General features: G+C 42.3%; 18 protein-coding genes and 1 tRNA gene. 9 read left to right on the forward strand and 10 right to left on the reverse strand.

The window, feature by feature from the left end; translation table 11 throughout:
* Nucleotides 1–21: 21 nt before the first annotated feature.
* From sufD to sufB, 3 genes are all read right to left on the reverse strand, one after another.
* Complete coding sequence (gene sufD, locus BV372_RS01160) at nt 22–1,386, reverse strand: Fe-S cluster assembly protein SufD (protein WP_086681946.1); 1,365 nt, start codon at nt 1,384–1,386, stop codon at nt 22–24.
* Nucleotides 1,386–2,174, reverse strand: a complete 789-nt coding sequence (sufC, locus tag BV372_RS01165) for a Fe-S cluster assembly ATPase SufC (protein ID WP_086681948.1) — start codon at nt 2,172–2,174, stop codon at nt 1,386–1,388. Before sufC ends, sufD begins: the two co-directional genes overlap by 1 nt.
* A gap of 184 nt (nt 2,175–2,358) precedes the next feature.
* Nucleotides 2,359–3,798 carry a Fe-S cluster assembly protein SufB gene (gene sufB, locus BV372_RS01170; protein ID WP_086681951.1) on the reverse strand — a complete coding sequence of 480 codons (1,440 nt, stop codon included), beginning with the start codon at nt 3,796–3,798 and terminating at the stop codon, nt 2,359–2,361.
* A 453-nt stretch (nt 3,799–4,251) separates the two neighbouring features.
* On the opposite strand from sufB, the gene sufR reads away from it, so the two are divergent.
* The 3 genes from sufR to BV372_RS37335 all read left to right on the forward strand — a co-directional run bounded on the left by sufR (nt 4,252) and on the right by BV372_RS37335 (nt 6,485).
* Nucleotides 4,252–4,929 carry an iron-sulfur cluster biosynthesis transcriptional regulator SufR gene (sufR, locus tag BV372_RS01175; RefSeq protein ID WP_086681954.1) on the forward strand — a complete coding sequence of 226 codons (678 nt, stop codon included), beginning with the start codon at nt 4,252–4,254 and terminating at the stop codon, nt 4,927–4,929.
* Between the two features lie 76 nt (nt 4,930–5,005).
* On the forward strand, nt 5,006–5,278 hold the full coding sequence (locus tag BV372_RS01180; RefSeq protein ID WP_256973054.1) for a hypothetical protein: 273 nt from the start codon (nt 5,006–5,008) through the stop codon (nt 5,276–5,278).
* A 148-nt stretch (nt 5,279–5,426) separates the two neighbouring features.
* The gene (locus tag BV372_RS37335) at nt 5,427–6,485 is read left to right on the forward strand and encodes a DUF6745 domain-containing protein (protein WP_086681958.1); all 1,059 of its coding nucleotides are present in this window, start codon (nt 5,427–5,429) and stop codon (nt 6,483–6,485) included.
* Nucleotides 6,486–6,572: 87 nt separating this feature from the next.
* Here the strand turns inward: BV372_RS37335 and BV372_RS01190 are convergent, their stop codons facing one another.
* The 5 genes from BV372_RS01190 to BV372_RS01210 all read right to left on the reverse strand — a co-directional run bounded on the left by BV372_RS01190 (nt 6,573) and on the right by BV372_RS01210 (nt 11,947).
* The gene (locus BV372_RS01190; protein WP_086681961.1) at nt 6,573–7,193 is read right to left on the reverse strand and encodes a Uma2 family endonuclease; all 621 of its coding nucleotides are present in this window, start codon (nt 7,191–7,193) and stop codon (nt 6,573–6,575) included.
* Nucleotides 7,194–7,342: 149 nt separating this feature from the next.
* On the reverse strand, nt 7,343–8,398 hold the full coding sequence (ccsB, locus tag BV372_RS01195) for a c-type cytochrome biogenesis protein CcsB (RefSeq protein ID WP_086681964.1): 1,056 nt from the start codon (nt 8,396–8,398) through the stop codon (nt 7,343–7,345).
* Between the two features lie 186 nt (nt 8,399–8,584).
* Nucleotides 8,585–10,285 (reverse strand): DUF3352 domain-containing protein, encoded by a 1,701-nt coding sequence (locus BV372_RS01200; RefSeq protein WP_086681967.1) that lies wholly within the window; start codon nt 10,283–10,285, stop codon nt 8,585–8,587.
* Between the two features lie 819 nt (nt 10,286–11,104).
* A complete protein-coding gene (locus BV372_RS01205; RefSeq protein ID WP_086681971.1) occupies nt 11,105–11,728 on the reverse strand; it encodes a chorismate lyase in 624 nt (207 codons plus the stop codon).
* A gap of 138 nt (nt 11,729–11,866) precedes the next feature.
* Nucleotides 11,867–11,947 (reverse strand) — tRNA-Leu (locus BV372_RS01210).
* Between the two features lie 372 nt (nt 11,948–12,319).
* Between BV372_RS01210 and accC the strand changes: the two genes are divergently transcribed.
* Nucleotides 12,320–13,669 (forward strand): acetyl-CoA carboxylase biotin carboxylase subunit, encoded by a 1,350-nt coding sequence (gene accC / locus BV372_RS01215; protein ID WP_086681974.1) that lies wholly within the window; start codon nt 12,320–12,322, stop codon nt 13,667–13,669.
* A 68-nt stretch (nt 13,670–13,737) separates the two neighbouring features.
* Here accC and BV372_RS01220 read toward each other — a convergent pair whose 3' ends face one another.
* Nucleotides 13,738–14,031 (reverse strand): YggT family protein, encoded by a 294-nt coding sequence (locus BV372_RS01220; protein WP_086681977.1) that lies wholly within the window; start codon nt 14,029–14,031, stop codon nt 13,738–13,740.
* A gap of 258 nt (nt 14,032–14,289) precedes the next feature.
* On the opposite strand from BV372_RS01220, the gene psbX reads away from it, so the two are divergent.
* The 4 genes from psbX to BV372_RS01240 all read left to right on the forward strand — a co-directional run bounded on the left by psbX (nt 14,290) and on the right by BV372_RS01240 (nt 16,776).
* On the forward strand, nt 14,290–14,409 hold the full coding sequence (gene psbX / locus BV372_RS01225; protein WP_086681980.1) for a photosystem II reaction center X protein: 120 nt from the start codon (nt 14,290–14,292) through the stop codon (nt 14,407–14,409).
* A gap of 253 nt (nt 14,410–14,662) precedes the next feature.
* On the forward strand, nt 14,663–15,568 hold the full coding sequence (locus BV372_RS01230) for a Ycf66 family protein (RefSeq protein ID WP_086681983.1): 906 nt from the start codon (nt 14,663–14,665) through the stop codon (nt 15,566–15,568).
* Between the two features lie 30 nt (nt 15,569–15,598).
* The gene (locus BV372_RS01235) at nt 15,599–16,168 is read left to right on the forward strand and encodes a TolB family protein (RefSeq protein ID WP_086681986.1); all 570 of its coding nucleotides are present in this window, start codon (nt 15,599–15,601) and stop codon (nt 16,166–16,168) included.
* Nucleotides 16,169–16,251: 83 nt separating this feature from the next.
* Nucleotides 16,252–16,776, forward strand: coding sequence for a TolB family protein (locus BV372_RS01240; RefSeq protein ID WP_086681989.1), 525 nt, complete (start codon nt 16,252–16,254; stop codon nt 16,774–16,776).
* Nucleotides 16,777–16,833: 57 nt separating this feature from the next.
* Here BV372_RS01240 and BV372_RS01245 read toward each other — a convergent pair whose 3' ends face one another.
* A complete protein-coding gene (locus tag BV372_RS01245; protein WP_086681993.1) occupies nt 16,834–17,841 on the reverse strand; it encodes a succinate dehydrogenase/fumarate reductase iron-sulfur subunit in 1,008 nt (335 codons plus the stop codon).
* Nucleotides 17,842–19,419: 1,578 nt separating this feature from the next.
* On the opposite strand from BV372_RS01245, the gene BV372_RS01250 reads away from it, so the two are divergent.
* Entirely contained in the window at nt 19,420–19,863 is a 444-nt protein-coding gene (locus BV372_RS01250; protein WP_086681998.1) for an AbrB family transcriptional regulator, read from the forward strand.
* The last annotated feature ends 129 nt before the right edge of the window (nt 19,864–19,992 follow it).

The following is a 19,992-nucleotide window of genomic DNA, read 5'->3' on the forward strand; positions in this document are numbered from 1 at the left end:
TTCATCATTAATCATGAGTCATTAGTCATTAGATGTCTTCAGACTATTGACTGTGTTTAAAAGGATGTCTCGCAAGGAAGCAACTGGTATTTGATTGATGATTTCAGCAGCAAAAGCGTTAATTAACAAATTCCGAGCAGCATTTTCATCAATTCCCCGACTTTGTAGATAAAATATTTCATCATCCTCCAATTGGCTAACAGTAGCACCGTGAGCGCATTTCACGTTATCTGCTGTAATTTCCAGTTGGGGTTTAGTATCAACTCTCGCTTTAGATGAAAGCAGCAAATTCCGATTCAATTGGGCTGCATTTGTTAGCTGTGCTGGTTTGGGAACAAACACTTTGCCATTGAATACTGCATGGGCGCGATCGCCTACGATACACTTATGCAATTGTTCACTTTTACCATAGGGATAATTCAGCGCGATCGCACTGTGAGTATCCGCCAACTGATTGCCATAAATAATTGTCAAACCATTGAGTATTGTTTCGGTTTGCTCACCAGTTTGCAAAACCTCTAAATTATGCCGTGACAGCTTTCCCCCAAAGGTAATTGCATTACAGGTATAGCGACTATCACGAGCCTGAGCGATCGCAGTTTTTCCAATATGGAAAGCCTCCGCACCTTCCCGCTCAACCCTAGTGTGACTCACTTGGGCATTCTCAGCCAACCAAATTTCCGTAACCGCATTGGTAAGGTAAACCTTTCCCTCTGCGTCTTTGTGGTTCGTATATTCTTCAATAAAAGTTACTTGCGAGCCACTTTCCGCCACTACCAAACAACGTGGTTGCGAAATCGTCGGCTTTTCACCACCGACGGCAATAAATAATAAGTGAATGGGCGTTTCAATGACTACATTCTTTCTCACCAATACCACTGCGACCTCAGTTAACCCAGCAGTATTGAGTGCAGTAAATACTTCTTGCGCTCCTTCAGCTTGGGCTAAATACTGGCTGATACTTTCTTGTTCAGCTTGGGGTAATGCTGTCAAATTACTAACAATAACACCAAGAGGTAAATCTGTAATTGCAGATAAGTCTGGTGCATACACTCCGTTAACAAACACCAACCGACTGTTAGCGGCTTCTGGTAGAGTTAGTGACGAAATTTCTGATGGTATAAATTGCGTTGCTGGCTGAAATTGCACCTTGCGCAACGCTGACAAATCAGTAAATCGCCATTCTTCCTCACGGGTGGTAGGGATAGTCGAGTGACGTACCCATTTAACAGCATGTTGGCGTAATTCCTGCAACCAACCTTCTGCTTTTTGTGCTGTTACGTGATTTAACAAATCAGTTAGATATTCATCTCTATCTAAGACAGCAGATGTCAAACTCATAGCATCTGAGTTAGCAATTGGGCTGGGGGATACTTGAATAGTCATCAGACACCCACCTCAACAACGTTTTCTTCTACTACCCAGTCATAACCACGAGATTCCAATTCCAGCGCCAAATCCTTACCGCCAGACATCAGAATTTGTCCCCGTGCCATCACATGCACATAGTCGGGCACAATATAATTGAGTAACCGTTGGTAGTGGGTAATCATAATCGTGGCATTCTGCGGGCTTGCCAGTTGATTAACCCCATTCGCCACAATCTTCAGCGCATCAATATCTAAACCTGAATCGGTTTCGTCCAAAATTGCTAACTTCGGTTCCAGCAGTGCCATTTGCAGAATTTCATTCCGCTTTTTCTCACCACCAGAAAATCCTTCATTCACACTGCGGTTGAGGAAAGCCGGATTCATCTTCACAACTTCCAGCTTTTGCTCTACCAAATCGTCAAAATCAAACGCATCCAATTCTTCTAAACCCTGTGCTTTGCGGCGAGAATTGTATGCTACCCGCAAGAAATCTAAATTGCTGACACCGGGAATTTCTAGGGGATACTGAAACGCTAAAAATACACCAGATCTCGCTCGTTCCTCTGGTTCTAATTCCAGCAGATTTTGCCCTTGGAAAATTACTTCACCACCAGTCACTTGATATGCTGGATGTCCTGCTAAAACCTTAGAAAAGGTACTCTTACCAGAACCATTCGGTCCCATAATCGCATGGATTTCACCCGCACGAACTTCCAGATTTACACCCTTAAGAATCGGCGTCCCATCAACTGTAGCCGTCAGATCCCTGACTGACAGCACAATTTCACTATTTTCAATAATCATGTTCTCTCTGTTCTCTCTTTTTTCTCTCTTAGTACGGGCAGTTTGCTCAAGTCGGGGAACCCGCCCATGCAACTGCCCTCGTCTTTGTGTCTTCGTGGTTCAATAATAAATATTTTCTAACCACATAGACGCGCAGCGGCTTCCCGCAGGGTAGACACCAAAAAACGAAGGTAAATTATCCAAATTATCCAACTGAACCTTCCAACTTCAGGCTCAATAACTTATCAGCTTCCACAGCAAATTCCATCGGCAGCTGATTGAATACATCCTTGCAGAAGCCGCTAATCATCATCGAAATTGCATCTTCTGCCGAAATGCCCCTTTGGGCGAAATAGAACAGCTGATCTTCCCCAATCTTAGAAGTAGAAGCTTCATGCTCTACCTTGGCACTATTATTTTGTACCTGAATATAAGGGAAAGTGTTCGCATGGGCATTATCTCCAATCAGCATTGAGTCGCACTGAGAATAGTTTCTCGCCCCTTGCGCTTTCGGATTTACTTTTACCAAACCCCGATAGCTGTTGCTGGAGTTACCTGCGGAGATTCCTTTAGAAATAATGGTGCTGCGTGTGTTTTTACCAATATGAATCATCTTCGTACCGGTGTCTGCCTGCTGCATGTGATTTGTCAGCGCCACCGAGTAAAATTCACCCACAGAGTTATCACCCACCAATACGCAGCTGGGATACTTCCAAGTAATTGCTGAACCTGTTTCTACTTGAGTCCAGGAAATTTTGGAATTGACACCCTGACACAAACCACGCTTGGTGACAAAGTTGTAAATACCACCTTTGCCGTTAGCATCTCCAGCGTACCAGTTCTGTACTGTGGAGTATTTAATTTCAGCATTGTCCAAAGCAACAAGTTCTACAACAGCTGCGTGCAGTTGATTGCTGTCGTACATTGGTGCTGTACAACCTTCTAGGTAGGAAACATAGCTACCTTCTTCAGCCACAATTAATGTCCGCTCAAATTGTCCAGTATCACCAGAGTTGATGCGGAAATAGGTAGACAGTTCCATTGGGCATTTAACGCCTTTAGGAATGTAGACGAAAGAACCATCGCTGAACACAGCAGCGTTCAGAGCAGCAAAGTAATTGTCAGCTACGGGAACGACGCTACCCAGATATTTTTTTACCAGTTCTGGATGTTCCTGCAATGCTTCGGAAATCGAGCAGAAAATTACGCCGTCTTTAGCTAGCTTTTCCTTAAAAGTTGTGGCGACGGAAACGCTATCGAAAATGGCATCAACAGCGACATTTGTCAGACGCTTTTGTTCAGACAGGGGAATGCCTAACTTTTCAAAGGTTTCTAGCAGAGTAGGATCAACCTCATCTAAACTTTCCAGCTTTTGTTTTTTCTGTTTAGGAGCTGAATAGTAGATGATATCCTGATAATTTATCGGTGGATACTTGACACTAGGCCAAGTTGGTTCTGTCATTTTCTGCCACTGGCGATACGCTCTGAGGCGAAACTCCAGCATGAATTCCGGCTCGTTCTTCTTGGCGGAGATCAAGCGAATAACGTCCTCGTTTAGTCCACGCGGAATAGTGTCGGCCTCAATGTCGGTTACGAAGCCGTACTTGTATGGTTGGTTGACTAAGGTTTTGACAGTGGCGCTCATCAGTAATAATCTCTCGTGTTCGTTTAAATCTCTATTGCAGTCGCTACAACGGGGGGAACCCCAACGGACAGTTTGACGCCACTTGCTTTAAGCCGGGAAACCCGTCCAACGCAGTGGCTCCTCAAGTCGGGTAACCCTTTCGGCAATTGCTCATGGGGGACTCGGGGTCCCCTCTGGGGATTGGGGGCGAACCCCCAAGACCGCATTGCCTCACCACGCAACTGTCCTCCGCAAAGCGCTGCCCTTCAGAATGGGAGACGGGCTTGGTTTTAACCAATTCCCATCTACGGTTACAGAGTGGTTACACGGCTGTTAAAATAGGGATGGAGACTAAAACAACAACTATGTTGTTTAACTTATCTTCATTTTACGCTAGATTAACAACAACAATGTTGTTAAAGTCAAATTTTCAAAGAAATTTTTGGGACGTTCGCGCAGCGTCTGGCAGAGAAGATGGCGACTACCCACCAATCCTCAACGAAGCAAGATATTCTGGAATATCTCCTCGAACACTCACAAGCAACTGCTTTTGAGCTAGCTGAAGTCTTAGATATTAGTCCCCAAGCGATCCGTCGCCATCTTAAGGATTTGGAGGCGGAAGAGCTAATTTTGTATTCAACCACAGTGCAGCCGGGGATGGGGCGTCCGCAGCACGTTTATCAACTCAGTTCGCTAGGACGCGATCGCCTACATCGTCAGAGCGATCGCTTTGGTGATAGTTACGGAAATTTTGCGGTTTCCCTGCTTGATACTTTAGCAGAAACGGTAGGGCGAGACCAAGTTAAAACAATTTTACAAAAACAGTGGGAACGCAAGGCGCAAGAATACCGCGATCGCTTAGGTAAGGGTTCCTTAAAAGAGCGTGTAGCCAATCTAGTGGAATTTAGAAAAGCTGAAGGCTTTATGGCCGAGTATCATCCTGTAGATTCCCATGACTCCTCAGAATGCGATCGCTTCATCTTAATGGAACATAAGTGCGCTATTTCTAATGTTGCCGAATCATTCCCCAGTATTTGTGGTCATGAATTAGAAATGTTCGCCGCTGTTCTCCCAGATTGTACAGTAGAGCGCACCCACTGGATTATCAATGGCGAACATCGTTGTGGGTATTTAGTCCAAGCGCGGGAATAGGGATCAGGCAGACAAAAAGGACAAGGGGGACACGGAGACGCAAGACGCGGTGACACAGAGAAATAACAAATGACCAATGACTAATGACAAAGGACAAATGACAAATTCGCCATCAGAACAGTTTTTAAGTGTGGAAGAGTCAGCAAAAGTAGATGCTGCTTTGTTGTCTTCCTCAGAAAAATTTTTAACAAGATTGACAATTTCATCCCTAAAGCTTTTAAAGTATATTGCCCAAGAATATGGTGTTGCTATAGAAGATTTAACCACAGCACAGGTAATTGCTTGGTTTGAAAAAGATAGCAAAATTAAGCGCGAACAAGGAATTGAAGCTGCTTATTTGAAGTGGTAAAGTTGTGTTTTAATGCATTGATAAAAAATATAAAAGGCTTGTAGTTGCGCTTTAGAGCAATTTCGGATACTAAAATTGTTATTTCAGCGAGCGCATATAAATAATATTAAATATTGAAGTCACTGTAGTCATGATTTTCTAGCTGAGAATGTCTAATCAAGAAACTCAAACACTAACTCCAGAACAAAAAGCTTTAATTGCTGTTTATCAAAATAAGTGGAGAAAAATTGCGCTATCAACTGAGAGAATTGATAAAGAAAAAGCAGCTGAGGCAGTGAAGGCAGCTTATGATGTAATAGGTGAAGATGAGCCAGAGATTATTTTCTTTGATAGCCCTTACACTGCTGCTAAACACGTTAGTTCTCAAGACTCATATTCTGAATTAGATTATTCTGAGCTTGTACCTCAAATCAGAGAAATTTTAATGGAAATCGTGTTTAACGATATTGCTCATAAGAATTTTCAAACAGATCGACAACTCTGGGAAATAATAAGGAATATAGAGGTAATTTCTGAACAAGAAATGCGAGATCTGGAAATTGGATATGACCTACGTTATGAATTTGAATCTGGTCATATGCAAACAGACATTATTTGCTATGAATGTGGCTGGTTGGATTTTTGTATTTCAGAACTCAGATTTTATAAACACTCTACATGGGATATTTACCAAAATATTCTGAAAAATTGCGGACGAATTTATACTTATCAAGAAGCTTGTTTAATTTGCGATCGCCCTACTAAACTATCCTTCAACAATCAAAACCGTCTCCACGCAGAAGGGGAACCAGCATTAGAGTATGCTGATGGTTTTAAAGTATATGCTTATGAAGGTGTTAGACTACCTGAAAAATACGGTAAAGTATTTGTAAATCAATGGCAAGCAACATGGTTACTTGAAGAACGTAACGCAGAACTCAGAAGAGTTTTGATTCAAGGTATTGGCTACAAACGCATTTGTGAAGAATTGGGTGCAATTGAGTTAGATAGTTGGCAAGAATACACTTTATTAAGAATTGATAATTACCAAGAAATAAATCGGCGTGGTTCTACATCTCTAGAATCTATGTGTTTATTAAAAATGATTTGTCCCAGTACAGGAAATATTCATATATTGCGCGTACCTCCAAATATAGCATCCGCAAGAGAGGCTATTAGTTGGGTAAATTGGGGTATAGACCCAGAAGATTTTATGCTACAAACTTAAGTAAAAATAAAACACATTCTTCTACCCTTACCTGTGTACCTTATTTACCTGACAACGCTGTATAATTACTTTATAAATAAACTGTGATTAAAGTTTTTGAATCTGACTTGCAGCTACAATTTGTTTAACAGTAATTTGTAATTCTGGGAAAGTAGCAGATATAATGCGGTCATTCCCTGTAAATTTTTGCACTTGATATTGACCATCAATTAATTGATAAACAAAAACCGTAGGCAGTTTGGGATTACCGAGATAAGTACGAGAAGCGATCGCTAAATAATCTACAATCCAATACTCAAGAATACCAAGTCGCTGATACTCATCTAGTTTGTCTATATAATCATCATCCCAATTAGTTGAAGTCACTTCTACAGCCAGTTGAATAGGCTCAATTAGCGCACCATAAGCTAGCACATTACTATTCCACTGTGATGCTTTAACTACACTCACATCAGGATTTCTACCTTGTTCTTCACCAGTTTGAGAAAATGTTCTAACTACGACATCTTTATCAGCAATATAGTCAAGTCCTAAACGCCTAATTTCATCATTGAAGGCCAGCATAAGAAATCTTGCTACATTCTTATGTGCCCTAGTAGGTTCCACTTTGATAATCTCTCCATTTACCAGTTCATAGATACCAGAACCATCAGGGTACTGTTCTAAAAAATCCTCAAAAGTTAATTTTTGAACTGGGGTTTTAACCATATTTATTCACAACTAATCCTCTGTCTTTAAAAGTTTCCTACGCAGGGAAACCCGGCTTCGAGAAAGTTTTCGCTGCGTTTACTCCGTGTGACTCTGCGTTTAAAAATTAATTGTCCCCTTCTCCGCTAGCAGAGAAAGGGGTACGTTTTTTAGAAAAACCAACCGTAAGAATGCAAACCCTTACCAAGAAGATTCACACCCAAATAGCAAACCCAAACGACAACAAAGCCACTAGCAGCTAAAATTGCTGGACGACGCCCTTGCCAACCGCGAGTAATTCTGGCATGGAGGTAGGCCGCGAAGACTAACCAAGTGATTAATGCCCAGGTTTCTTTAGGGTCCCAACTCCAATAAGAACCCCAAGCCTCGTTAGCCCAAACAGCACCTGCAATAATACCAATTGTCAGTAAGGGAAATCCTAGCCCAATGATGCGATAGCTGATGTTATCTAGGGTTTCGGCAAGGCTAAGACGTTGTGGTGAAAGAGGTTCAGCAGATGTGACGGTTTGGGACTGAGGGGCAGTTACTAAATTCAAAACTGCGGTTTTACCATTACCGTTGCTATTGCTTTCATAGCGAACAAAACCATTATTTTCGGCAGCAGGTGCTTGTGGTTGAGAAACTAACTCGCCTGCTTTGTGCAACTTATAGCCATTGCTGCGGTAGCCACCAGTACCGACAGAACTGCCTTGTAGTTGGATATTTTGACCGCGAGTGACGATCAAAAAAGCGATCGCTAGCAAGGAACCCACCATTAAAGCAGCATAACTCAACATCATCACGCTGACGTGCATCATCAGCCAATTTGATTTGAGTGCCGGTACTAAGGGTTCTGCTGCTTGCATTTCTGATGGTAGCGTCAGGGTAGCAAAAGCTGCGATTCCCATTGCCACAGGAGCAGTTACCACTCCCACTAAGCGGCTGCGGCTAGAATTTTCAGCAATCAGATGGATGGTGGTAATTCCCCAAGTCAAGAAAAATAGTGATTCGTACAAATTGCTGAGTGGAAAATAACCAGCTTCTATCCATCTTGCCCCTAATAAGGTGGCTATGCACAAATTTGCGATCGCCATTCCAGCTGTCCCCAAGGCTGCAATGATCGGCAGATTCGGAAAAGCTGCCCCTACCCAATACACCAGCATGGTGAAGAATAAGACGGCAAAAGAGGCATTGTCCAGCCAGTTCTGGAGTACAACCAGATTCATAAAGTGTTCTCCCCAGTAGATTCTTTAAAAATATTGATTCTGACTGTTCTGATCCTATCTGCTTAGAGGTTATTGGGTCATAGGTTTTTATCAAGTTAAGAGTCAATTGTCATTTGTCATTTGTCCTTTGTTATTTATTTCCCTGCATCCCTACTTGCTTGTTCTCCTTGTCTCCCTCATCCCCTCTTATGAACGGTCAACTTTTTTGAGTGAGAAAAAAATGTCGTAGCGAGTACTGCGACTATCGCTGACGGCTGTTGTTACGCCAATGGAACGTGTTGCTGCTAACCAAGTTTGTTGATTGGGAAACAAGATTGGTAGGGGAAAATTTTTCGCCGTCCGTTCGACATCCAGGAAAAATTGACCATTTGTCGGATTGGGTTCCGAGGGTACTGTTTGTTGAAAAGGGATTGTGCTGGCTAGGGTATTACTAGGTTTAGGAACAATTTTATCGGCGAGCGGCGCACCCACTAGTAAGAAAGCAACATCTCCATCTAGCCAGCCGTGGGTAGCTGCTAAGGTACCATAAGGTCCCACCCAGTTGACAACCGATTTACCAGCTACCAATCCCGGTTGAATCTGGAATTGGTATTGATTTTTCATAACTTCATCGAGTTGTTTTAAGGATGTTTCAGCCAAGGTGCGATCGCTTGCCTGTACCATAAACAGTAACCCAGCCCTAAAGTCTGCTGTTGACACATCTTTTGGCGTATTGGGAATTACTGATAAAGAAAACTCGCCTTTCATCCACCGGAGTAAATCTCGATCTAAATCTAGATTTGTCAGGGATTTCACACCACCTCGTAGCTGTTCTGCTGTGATTGGCGACAGGGGATTTCCTTGTGATGTTAAAACATAGTCTCCCCACAAGCGCTGTAAATTCCCGCCAGAAAGCATCATTAAGGTTTCGGCTGGCACCAGGCTTTGCATTTTCCCCGCTTTATTTTCCACCGCCAGCACTCGCTGGCTATTCGGGTTGAGCCAAGAAACACCTTTTAAACGTATGCCTTGCGGCTCTAAGTTAATTGTTCCTGCCAAGCCTTGGTTATTCTGAAGTTGAGCCAAAACTTGGGCGGGTAATTGGCGATTGGGTGCAGCCGCAGCTATCCTAGCAGCTGTTGGCACATTCACATAAAACTGAGCAAAAGGTTGGTAATTAGCAATTTTGGGAAAATTCTCCGCAAAACCCCCTGTTGTTGCTAAGGAAGTTTTATTTTTGTAGGCATCAATCGCTCGTTCTGTGGCTTTGGGATTATCAGTAATAACTAAGAACTGCCCATCTAATAATGTTGCTGAGATATTTTCCCCTGCTTGCCCATCGGTTTGTTTGATAGCAAAACCTTGATATGTGCGATCAATCCATTTGCTTTGTTTTAAGGTTTTGGGGTTTGCCAACAGGCTTTTGGCTTGTTCTAGGTTTTTTACTGGCAGAACCATTACCATCGACTGCTGACTACTAGCAGCATCTGCATTCGTAGAAACTGGTTTGGGTGCAGGTTGACTGGCTTGGGGTGCGAGAATTGCCAGCGTAACTTCATTACCTACCCAAGGTTGAATATCTTTCTGGAAGTCATAACCATTACTAGTTAGAAAGCGATCGCGCAATTTTATTAAATTTCTATCCAACTCTGCTTGGGTTTCTTTTGTCCCATACTCCTGCAATTGCTGCCATTGTTTAGGATCTGTGGTTAGAGAAACCGCAAACAGGGCATCCTGAGGAATAATAGTTGCTCCTACTGGCAAATCTCTGGAAAATGGTTGCCCTTGAGTTAATAACCAGTATGCTGCGCTCCCTAGACCTATCAATAATCCAGCAGCAGAGAGTGTCAGCACCAGAGATGGTTTCTTTCTTTTTTTTATCGGAACAGACACAACAGGCAGTGCCATTGAAACCTACACCTCATACTTACGAACTCATTACTTGATTGGTCAAGTAAACCAAAAGTTTTCCCATGCTCTAGGGCAGCCAATTACATTAATTTATCCACCCTAGATATTGATGCTCCTTTGGTCTTCAACTTTCCCAACTATTTCAAAAGCTTTATTTTTGTGGTTAATCACCTTTGGTAACACACTTTAGTTTATTTCGCAGAACAAGGTGGAAAATTCCCCAAAGCAAATTCGTTATCCCAAGCGATCTGAGGATATAACTAACTTGACAAAGCTGCAAGTCATCAGTACAGCTATATTAGTTCACCTAACTTAGCTGTTGCTTTTACTGTGCAAGAACGCGATCGCTACTGTGGCATGAAGTAAAAATTTGAAAAATTGGATACTAGCTTAAAGCACAAATTTAGTCACATTGCATTGCTGTATTTCAAACATTATTCCTCATTTTCAATGATAAGCAGCTAATTTTTGTTGGATAAAGCAAAAATATTCAGAATTACGTTGAAATCCACGATCTTTAGGTTTAATAATCCTTAAATTGACAGGTTTTGTAGTGAATAAAGGTACTAATTTCCTCAACTTCAATACAGTTATTGTTAATTTTTGTTATTTATTTAAAATTTATAAAAACTCATGCAGCGTGATGAAAATAACTATGCAGTTAGAAATCACCTAAAAGCTTACAGTCTCATATTTCTGTCTGCCTTTTGCCATCAGGCATGTGCCTATACTAGCCAATTACAAACTAAATTTTTGCCAAGTTGCTATTGTATCTTCAGCGAAAAGGTCAGAAAAAGAATCTTTAGTTTTAGCTTTTTAGGGATTACTAGAACTTAGCTGCATAGGACCCAAGTATTTAGTTAAATAAGGCGAGAAAACTTCATATATTAATGTCAAAGGCTGTCCGTGATGCCAAAACAAATAGTGACGACCCCAAAAAGGCCCACTCACCTCAAAACCAGACTCTAAACCAGGTGAGCAACCACAGTAAATGCCTTGGACATCCCGATACAACTCAGTGCGCAGACGCGCTAAACTAGCCCAAATCGGTAATGAACGGTTTTGCAAATACTCATCTACATGGCTGGCTTCCCACCAAGAAGTAGCATATGCCAATCGCTGACCAGAAGCGGTGCGCAGCCAAACCTGTCGCCGCAGTCGTGGACCTGGGACAGCTTGAATTAAATCGGGAGCAGCATCTGAGTCCATGCCAATTAATGACATATCAATTACATCCACTTCCGTTGACTCACCTGTGAGCAATTCTAAGTGACGTGTTGGTGAGCCATCGCCCAAAAGTAGCATTTGCCAAGTTGGTGCCAGTTGAGAGTGGGGCAAACTTTGCTTGATTACGTCCTCCCCACCTTGCCAAATCGGAGTCAGACGATGCCATGCTGCTGGCAGTGTTAAATTGTTTGTCGGCTTAAAAATAGCAGTCAATGTTCTTTACAAAAGTTCACTTATTTCTATGAAAGCATAAAAAACTAGTATTAAGTAAAGATTCCAAAGTCAAAAGCCAATGGTTCCAGGTTTTGCAACCATTGACCATCGACTTTTAACTAACTATTCACTAAAAAATGCGGATGGCGAGACTCGAACTCGCAAGGCAAAGCCACACGCACCTCAAGCGTGCGCGTATACCAATTCCGCCACATCCGCACGGGTTTTATCACTGAATTAAGAATATAGCATAAATTTTCTGCCAGCGGATATCAGACGGACAGAAATATAGTCACTTCACGAGTGATATTAAAAGGGGTATAGCCAACGTGGGATGCACGGTACGCTTGCAACAACCTAGTTTGGGTGAATGCAAGAGACGAACAGTAGCAATATTGTTAATCTAGTTAAACCCCGTAGGCACTCTCAGCCAAATCCTACCCTTTGGGAAGCTTCCCGGAGGGCTTATACCCTCTTCTTGGGATGAGGTTAGGGAATCTCCTGTCATAATTTGAAATAAGGCGGAAAGCATTGTTGCAAGTTGAATGGGAGAGAATGTCAATCTACTGGTACAGATATCGAAGCTAAAAAATGAAGTTTGACAAAATATTAATTGCCAATCGGGGAGAAATCGCCCTTCGTATTCTCCGCGCCTGTGAAGAAATGGGAATTGCGACAGTTGCCGTTCACTCCACTGTTGACCGTAATGCTCTACATGTGCAACTTGCCGATGAAGCGGTTTGCATTGGCGAACCTGCCAGCAGTAAAAGTTATTTGAATATTCCCAATATCATTGCTGCCGCCTTGACGCGTAATGCTAGCGCCATTCATCCTGGATATGGCTTCCTAGCAGAAAATGCCCGGTTTGCAGAAATTTGTGCTGACCATCATATTGCCTTTATTGGTCCAACCCCCGAAGCTATACGCTTGATGGGTGATAAATCCACTGCCAAAGAAACCATGCAAAAGGCTGGGGTACCTACAGTACCAGGTAGTGATGGTTTGGTAGAGTCTGAGCAAGAAGGATTAGCATTTGCCAAAGATATTGGCTATCCAGTCATGATCAAAGCCACAGCTGGTGGCGGTGGACGGGGTATGCGTCTAGTGACTTGTGAGAGCGAATTTGTCAAACTCTTCCTAGCGGCTCAAGGAGAAGCAGGTGCTGCCTTTGGTAATTCTGGCGTTTATATAGAAAAATTTATTGAGCGTCCACGCCATATTGAATTTCAAATTTTGGCAGATAATTACGGCAACGTCATCCATTTAGGTGAACGGGATTGCTCGATTCAACGACGCAATCAAAAGCTTTTAGAAGAAGCTCCCAGCCCCGCTCTCGACTCAGATCTGCGAGATAAAATGGGCCAAGCTGCCGTGAAAGCTGCCCAGTTTATTAACTACAGTGGGGCAGGGACTATCGAATTTCTTTTGGATAGATCCGGTAAATTCTACTTTATGGAAATGAACACCCGGATTCAAGTTGAGCATCCCGTGACAGAGATGATTACTGGGGTAGACTTGGTGGCTGAACAAATCCGGGTTGCCCAAGGGGAAAGACTCAAGTTGACTCAAGACCAAGTAGTTTTACAAGGTCATGCCATTGAATGCCGGATTAACGCCGAAGACCCCGACCACGACTTTCGCCCTTCTCCTGGACGTATCAGTGGTTATCTGCCACCTGGTGGCCCTGGTGTCCGCATTGATTCCCACGTCTACACCGATTACCAAATACCTCCCTATTATGATTCCCTAATTGGTAAGTTAATTGTTTGGGGAAGCGATCGTCCTACTGCTATTAACCGGATGAAACGAGCGTTACGGGAGTGCGCAATCACTGGACTGCCTACGACTATTGGGTTTCATCAAAGAATTATGGAAACGCCGCAGTTTTTGCAGGGTAATGTTTACACCAATTTCGTGCAGGAGTTAAATAGCCAAGGGTAGTACTTAAGGATTAGGGAATAGGGGCTAGGAGGACACAACGGAATAATCAATGCCTCATACCCTGTTCCCTAACTCACACGAGACAACATGGTCAGTAAGCCTTGCTGACCCAACAGAATTTCTCGTAGCAAACTGAAAATCCCAACCCAAATAATTGGGGTAATATCTACTCCACCTATGGGTGGTACAAGTTTTCGCAACAGTACTAAAAAAGGTTCAGTGGGCCAAGCTATGAGATTCAGGGGGAACTGATTCAGATTCACTTGCGGATACCAAGTGAGAATAATGCGAAAAATAAACAAAAATATCATCAATCCCAACACAGGATTGAGAATCCAAGTAGTCAGGTTAACACCAGTCATTGGTTTGAAGTACTATCTGTGAACGCAGAAAAAACCTAAGCGACATTCAAAAAATTTTTAAGCTTTGTAAAGCACTCTCTATAATTTTAACCAAATGCTGTCACTTCCTCTTAGGGATCGAAAAGCAAATACGCTAAGGCAGTTAACCTCATCATTTGTGAGGGCAGTGGTTATTTTGTAGCTCATGATTAGAGGCTTCTCAAGGAAGTGATACACCATTAGAATTATGATGAAGTGTGTAAAAAAAGGTTGAGAACTATGACACCTGCTTTAGCAAATTTTCTTTGGAGTCTATTTTGGGGTGCTGTGATTGTCGTTATTCCTGCGACAGTTGGTTTGATTTTCATTAGCCAAAAAGATAAAATCCAGCGTTCATAATGCTTGCTGGAGTCAGTTTGACTCTCATAAACCATTAGTCTGTTAGCTCTCTACCTAATTGCAGCAAGCGCAGCAATTCCTCTTACAGGGGACAAGGTATACTTAGCTGACAGACAAAAAAATTTTTAGCTTTCGGTGGACAGCTTCAAAGCTTCTTTACCAGTTGCTTTGAAGCTTAAATATATTGTGCCTGTTTAGAGTAGTGATTTTAATTGTGACTCGCTAACATAGATTTGATATTGGGAAAACAGCAATGATAAATTTTGGGCTGAACTCAGCCAGTATTCTGGCTCAGGTAAATTTTGGAACGAACTCAGCCAGTATTCTAGGAATTTTCCTGGCTGTGGCTGGGGCAGCACTGTATTTTTTGCGGACTGTGCGTCCAGAACTGTCACGAGATCAAGATATCTTTTTTGCGGCAGTAGGCTTACTCTGTGGCTTTATTTTGATCTTTCAAGGTTGGCGACTGGACCCGATTTTGCAATTTGGTCAGCTGCTTTTAGTCGGCACAACCGTATTTTTTGCCGTTGAAAGTATTCGCTTGCGTAGTATCGCTACCCAGCAAGCCAAGCGCAACACTCCAATTGTGGATGAAGACCGTCCAGTGAGCAACAACTATTCTTATAATAAGCGGCGGGGATATCAGGCTGAGGTGGATGACGATTTAGATCCATTGCCTTATGAAGAAGAGGAACGCCCTGTACGTCCCCGAATTCGTGCTAGCAGGGAGGAGCGTTCATCTCGTGACGATTACTATGAGGAACAACCACCCCGTCGTTCAGAACGTCGCAACGGGAATGACAGGCAGGACGTAGGAGATAAAAGTCGTCGCCGTACTTCTGGACGTTCTGTGAGTCGTCCCTCAGATAGGTTGGAACAAGAAGATTGGGGTTCTGCTTCTAGAGAGGTTGATGATTGGGATAGTTCGGGAGGAGAAACGAGAAAACCTTCTCGTCGTGGCAATAACGGACCGCAGCGACCAGAAAGTCGTGATGAGGATGTCACCCCCAGACCAAGAAGGCGTCGTCCAGCTAGTGACTCAACTTCTCGCAGAGAGCGTGAGGATGACGAGGCGATACCAACTGATTACGTAGAATACAAACCGCTTGAACGACCAGATGAGAATTCTGATAATTCAACCAATTTTGATGATATTTAAAACAGTCAGGGGCGATGGAAAATAGTTGAGGTGAAAAAATTTACACCAGTATTTTGGCTCCAAAGACCGATTCATTGGAGCCTAGTTTTTAGCCTGGCAACTGTGCTTGTGTCTTGTAATTCCAGTGATATTCCGATTGGGCCTACTTCCCTCAACAGTCGTTACACAGAAGAGCAACCGACTTTGAGTGGAAATGGGCGCTTTTTAGCGTTTGTGTCTAATCGTAATGGTAGTCACCAAATTTTGGTATACGACTTAGAGAGGCAAAGTTTTATTGGCACCCCAGGCTTAAACCGGCCGGAGACAATTGCCGAAAGTCCTAGCTTGAGCTACACAGGACGTTACATTGCTTATCTAACTAGCGACCAAGGCAGACCAGTGGTAGCACTTTATGATCGCGCTATCCAACAATCACAAATTCTCACCCCAATTTATCGTGGCTGGGTGAGAAAACCAGGTATCAGCCCTGATGGACGTTATATTGTATTTGAAACCGCCAGCCGCGGTCAGTGGGACATTGAAGTCCTAGACCGGGGGCCAAATATGGAGTTAGATATTCCCAATGGTGCAACTGTCGCTCCACCACCCACAGCACCATAAGTGGAAATGAAAAAGAATTCTGAGTTATTAGTGATTAGACTATTTACGATTAACTAATGACTAAGAAATAACTCCTAAATATTATGAAACGCTCTATTTTTATATCTGTTTTTGCCTGCTCAGGTTTGTTGACTGGCTGTTTTGGCTATCCCCGCCTTGTGAGTTACCCTTTCGATCCAGGAGGTCGCAGCCTCAACAGTTTAGCGTCAGAATTAAACCCCCAAATTGCTGGCAGATATATTATTTTTACTACTGACAGACGAGGTAGCCAAGATGTTTACTTGTTTGATCGGTTAACTAGCAATTTGGTTGATTTGCCAGGTTTAAATTCCTTAGATGCGATCGCTTCTCATCCTAGTATTTCTGAGGATGGTCGTTATGTGGTTTTTGCAGCCAGCCGTCAAGGGCGATCGGCTATCTTCCTTTATGACCGGGAAACACGCCAATCGCGGAATTTAACTGCTAATTTGCAAGCAGAAGTCCGCAATCCCACGATTAGCGCTGATGGTACTAGGATTGCCTTTGAATCTACTAATAATGGTCAGTGGGATATTTTAGTCTATGACCGTTTTGGACGACCGTTAAATATACCTCAAGATCCACGTTGAGGAAGTCAAAAGTTAAAGGTTAAGAGTTAAGAGTTTTTCTGTTGGTCTTCCTTGTGCCTAATCCCCAGATCTGATGGCTTCTTCCACAGATTCAATGAGCGATCGCACTTGTTGAGTACCTTCGGAAGATTCAAAGGAAAGTGGAAATTTACTTTTAGCGATCATCCGTAAACCGAGGGGTGCCAAACTGAGCAATCCTCGAAGATCTCGAAAATAATTACCAACGACATGTAAACCAAATTTACGTTCATCAATCCAGCCTCCTTCTTTCACCAACTCGATTAATACTTTGCGGTGACGAATTGAGCGACCATCGCTAGCTTGTTTGTGTGAAAGAATTTCTTGTTTAATTTTGGTAATTTGCTCTAGTGGTGCTACCTCCATTGGACAAACTGAATCACAGTATAAACAACGGGTACAACCCCAAACTCCTTTAGTCCCTTCGTTATAATTTTCTAAACGTTTTTCAGTTTCTTGGTCGCGGGAGTCTGCTACCATCCGGTAAGCTTTGGCCAGGGCATGAGGACCCACAAAATCGGAATTTACTTCACGAGCATTGCACTCAGAGTAGCAAGCTCCACACATAATACAATTACCAGTTTGATCGAGCCGCGATCGCTCTTGTGGCGTTTGCAAAAATTCTCTTTCTGGAACTTGTCGTGCTGCTGTACTCACATAGGGAGTCACCGCCTCTAAATTATTCCAGAAACTGCTCATATCCACCACCAAATCCTTAATCACGGGCATATTGCCTAGAGGTGCGATCGTGATTTCTGGAATGGCATTTACTTCCCGCGCTGGCGTTAGTGTCTTTTGTAATCTAGCAATTTCACTGCCAACATTTTCCTTGCAAGCTAAAGCAGATCGCCCATTAATTCGCATAGCGCAGCTACCACAAATCGTATTGCGACAATTTTTACGATAAGCTAAAGTGCCATCTTGCTCCCATTTAATGCGATTTAGACAATCTAGGATTGTATTGCCAGGTTCTACCTCCAAAAGGTAAGTTTGCACAACAGGAGAAGAATTCTGTTGCTGTCGAATGATTTTAAAAAGAATTTCCATTATCACCAACCAAAATTTTGAAATTTTTTACTTGCCTAATAAATCTTAACTACAGCCAGGTTACTCCGAAAAATGGGCTATACTCTTGTTGCCCTTTATTCCTGCTACCTGTTAATAGGCTGACGATTAAAGACCTAACGATTCTAGTACAGTGTCGCAGGAATAGAGTAATACCCAAAAATAGCTCAAAAGCCTAAAATCTAGGGTTTTTATAGTCGCCCTAAAGGTGGCTTCTCCCCAAGTATTTTGAATTTTGTAGGCATCCTTCGGGTGGCTTTCCCTAGGATATTTTGAATTTCGCACAATGTTACTAGTTTCAGCATAACCATTAAAATTTTAGTTGTAGGGGTAAGGCAGGCAATATTGGTCTGAGTCTATTGACCTAACAGCAAAAAAATTATTGCAGCTTTACATTGAATTGACCTGTTTGGCAGCATAGGTGAGAAATGGTTAGCCAGAGATGAACTGGTCACAATTCCCTCCATAGTAAAAATAAATCAATTAAATCCACCTTAGGGTAGCAGCACATCTTGATCTCAACAACAGTCAAGACCTCGCCGAAAGGATACCTCAGACGGTTATAAAATGGGAACTTTTTGTTTATATAGAAGTGTTAAACCGATAATTAACATCTTGTACTGGCAATAATGCAATAGACAGATGTAGAAAAACTAATTCATCCCAAAGACAGACGTAAAAAATAGTCTATCTGGTGTTTGTCTGTTGGCTATCAAGAGAGAGCTAAATCTCCATAACTTTTTGTCTCTTCTCAATCAAGCACATCTTCAATTTAACTGTCTTGTCAAAACTGACGGTCTAAATTAGAGTAATTTTTAGAAAAGCACTGCTAGAATACTCATCACCGCAATCAAGCGTAAGAAAAATCCTCATTGCTTTTTACTTCCCAGAGCTAGAAAATTTAAATAAAAATTTACTAGCAATTTTAATTCTAAATAAAACAACTATTTTGCTATTATTAGTCCATGCTATTATTTAATATAAAATTACGAAGTAACAAAACCAGTATCAAGAGCCGTACAAGCGCGGCTACTACTGCTTTGTTTGTTTCGTAATGTAGAGACAAGAAAATTCACGTCTCTACTATCAGGGCAAAAGGGTGTATGCCTGTATGACCATTTTCAAATCTCATGCTGTCCACAGCTTCAGAGTAATAGTAGGGTAAACCCTATAACTCAAAGGCAATAAAGGCAAGCACTGAAAGTGGAAAACCTGCAATTTATTAGTCTAAGACTTATTTGCAGTAGAACCCACATAATTTGTAAAGGTGGCTTAAAGTTACACCGCTACATTAGCGCCAAAAGAAAAAACAATTCCATTTTCGTTGGCGAATCATGGTTAAAAGTGACGCAAAATCACCGAAATTAATGCCTGTGATAAGCATGACCTCTAATTTTTTGTGGGCAACCATAATAGAGGCGCTTGGGCTTCCCCATAGCAGCAGGAATTTACCCACAGCTTAGTGACCAGAGTAGCTCTGTGCAGATGCTAAAAAGCTAAATCCTGGCACAAGACGATATCGTTTATTAGTTTGGAGAAAGTAAGGAAATTTTGAGCATAATGACTGAAACTGCAACCGCACCATTAACCGGAAAAGCATTGCTTGCTAAAGTAAAAGAGCTTTCCAATTTACCACGTCGAGAAAGAGCAAAGCAGTGCGGCTATTACACGGTCACTAAGAATAATCAAGTTCGTGTCAATCTCACTGATTTTTATGACGCTTTGCTATCGGCTAGAGGAATTCCTCTCAGTCCAGAAGCACCCAAAGATGGTCGGGGTCGTGAACCGACATATCGAGTTAGCGTACATCAAAATGGTCAAATTGTTATTGGTGCTACATACACCAAAGCAATGGGCTTAAAGCCAGGTGATGAATTTGAAATTAGGCTGGGATACAAGCATATTCACTTGATTCAACTCGGTGAAACTGACAAGAAATTAATCCAGCCAGATTTAGAAGACGACGAAGTGGATGATGAAGATTTAGAAGACGACGAAGAGTAAGTTGTTTTAATGATAGGGATAGGTTGAAGGCTAATGCTTGATAACTTATCTCTACCAATACAACAAACTGGCGCAACCGAAAATACGATTAGGCCTCTTGCATAAGTCACTAATTTTAGTGGAGTCTTG

This window comes from Nostoc sp. T09 (genome assembly GCF_002154695.1).
Lineage (GTDB): Bacteria > Cyanobacteriota > Cyanobacteriia > Cyanobacteriales > Nostocaceae > Aulosira.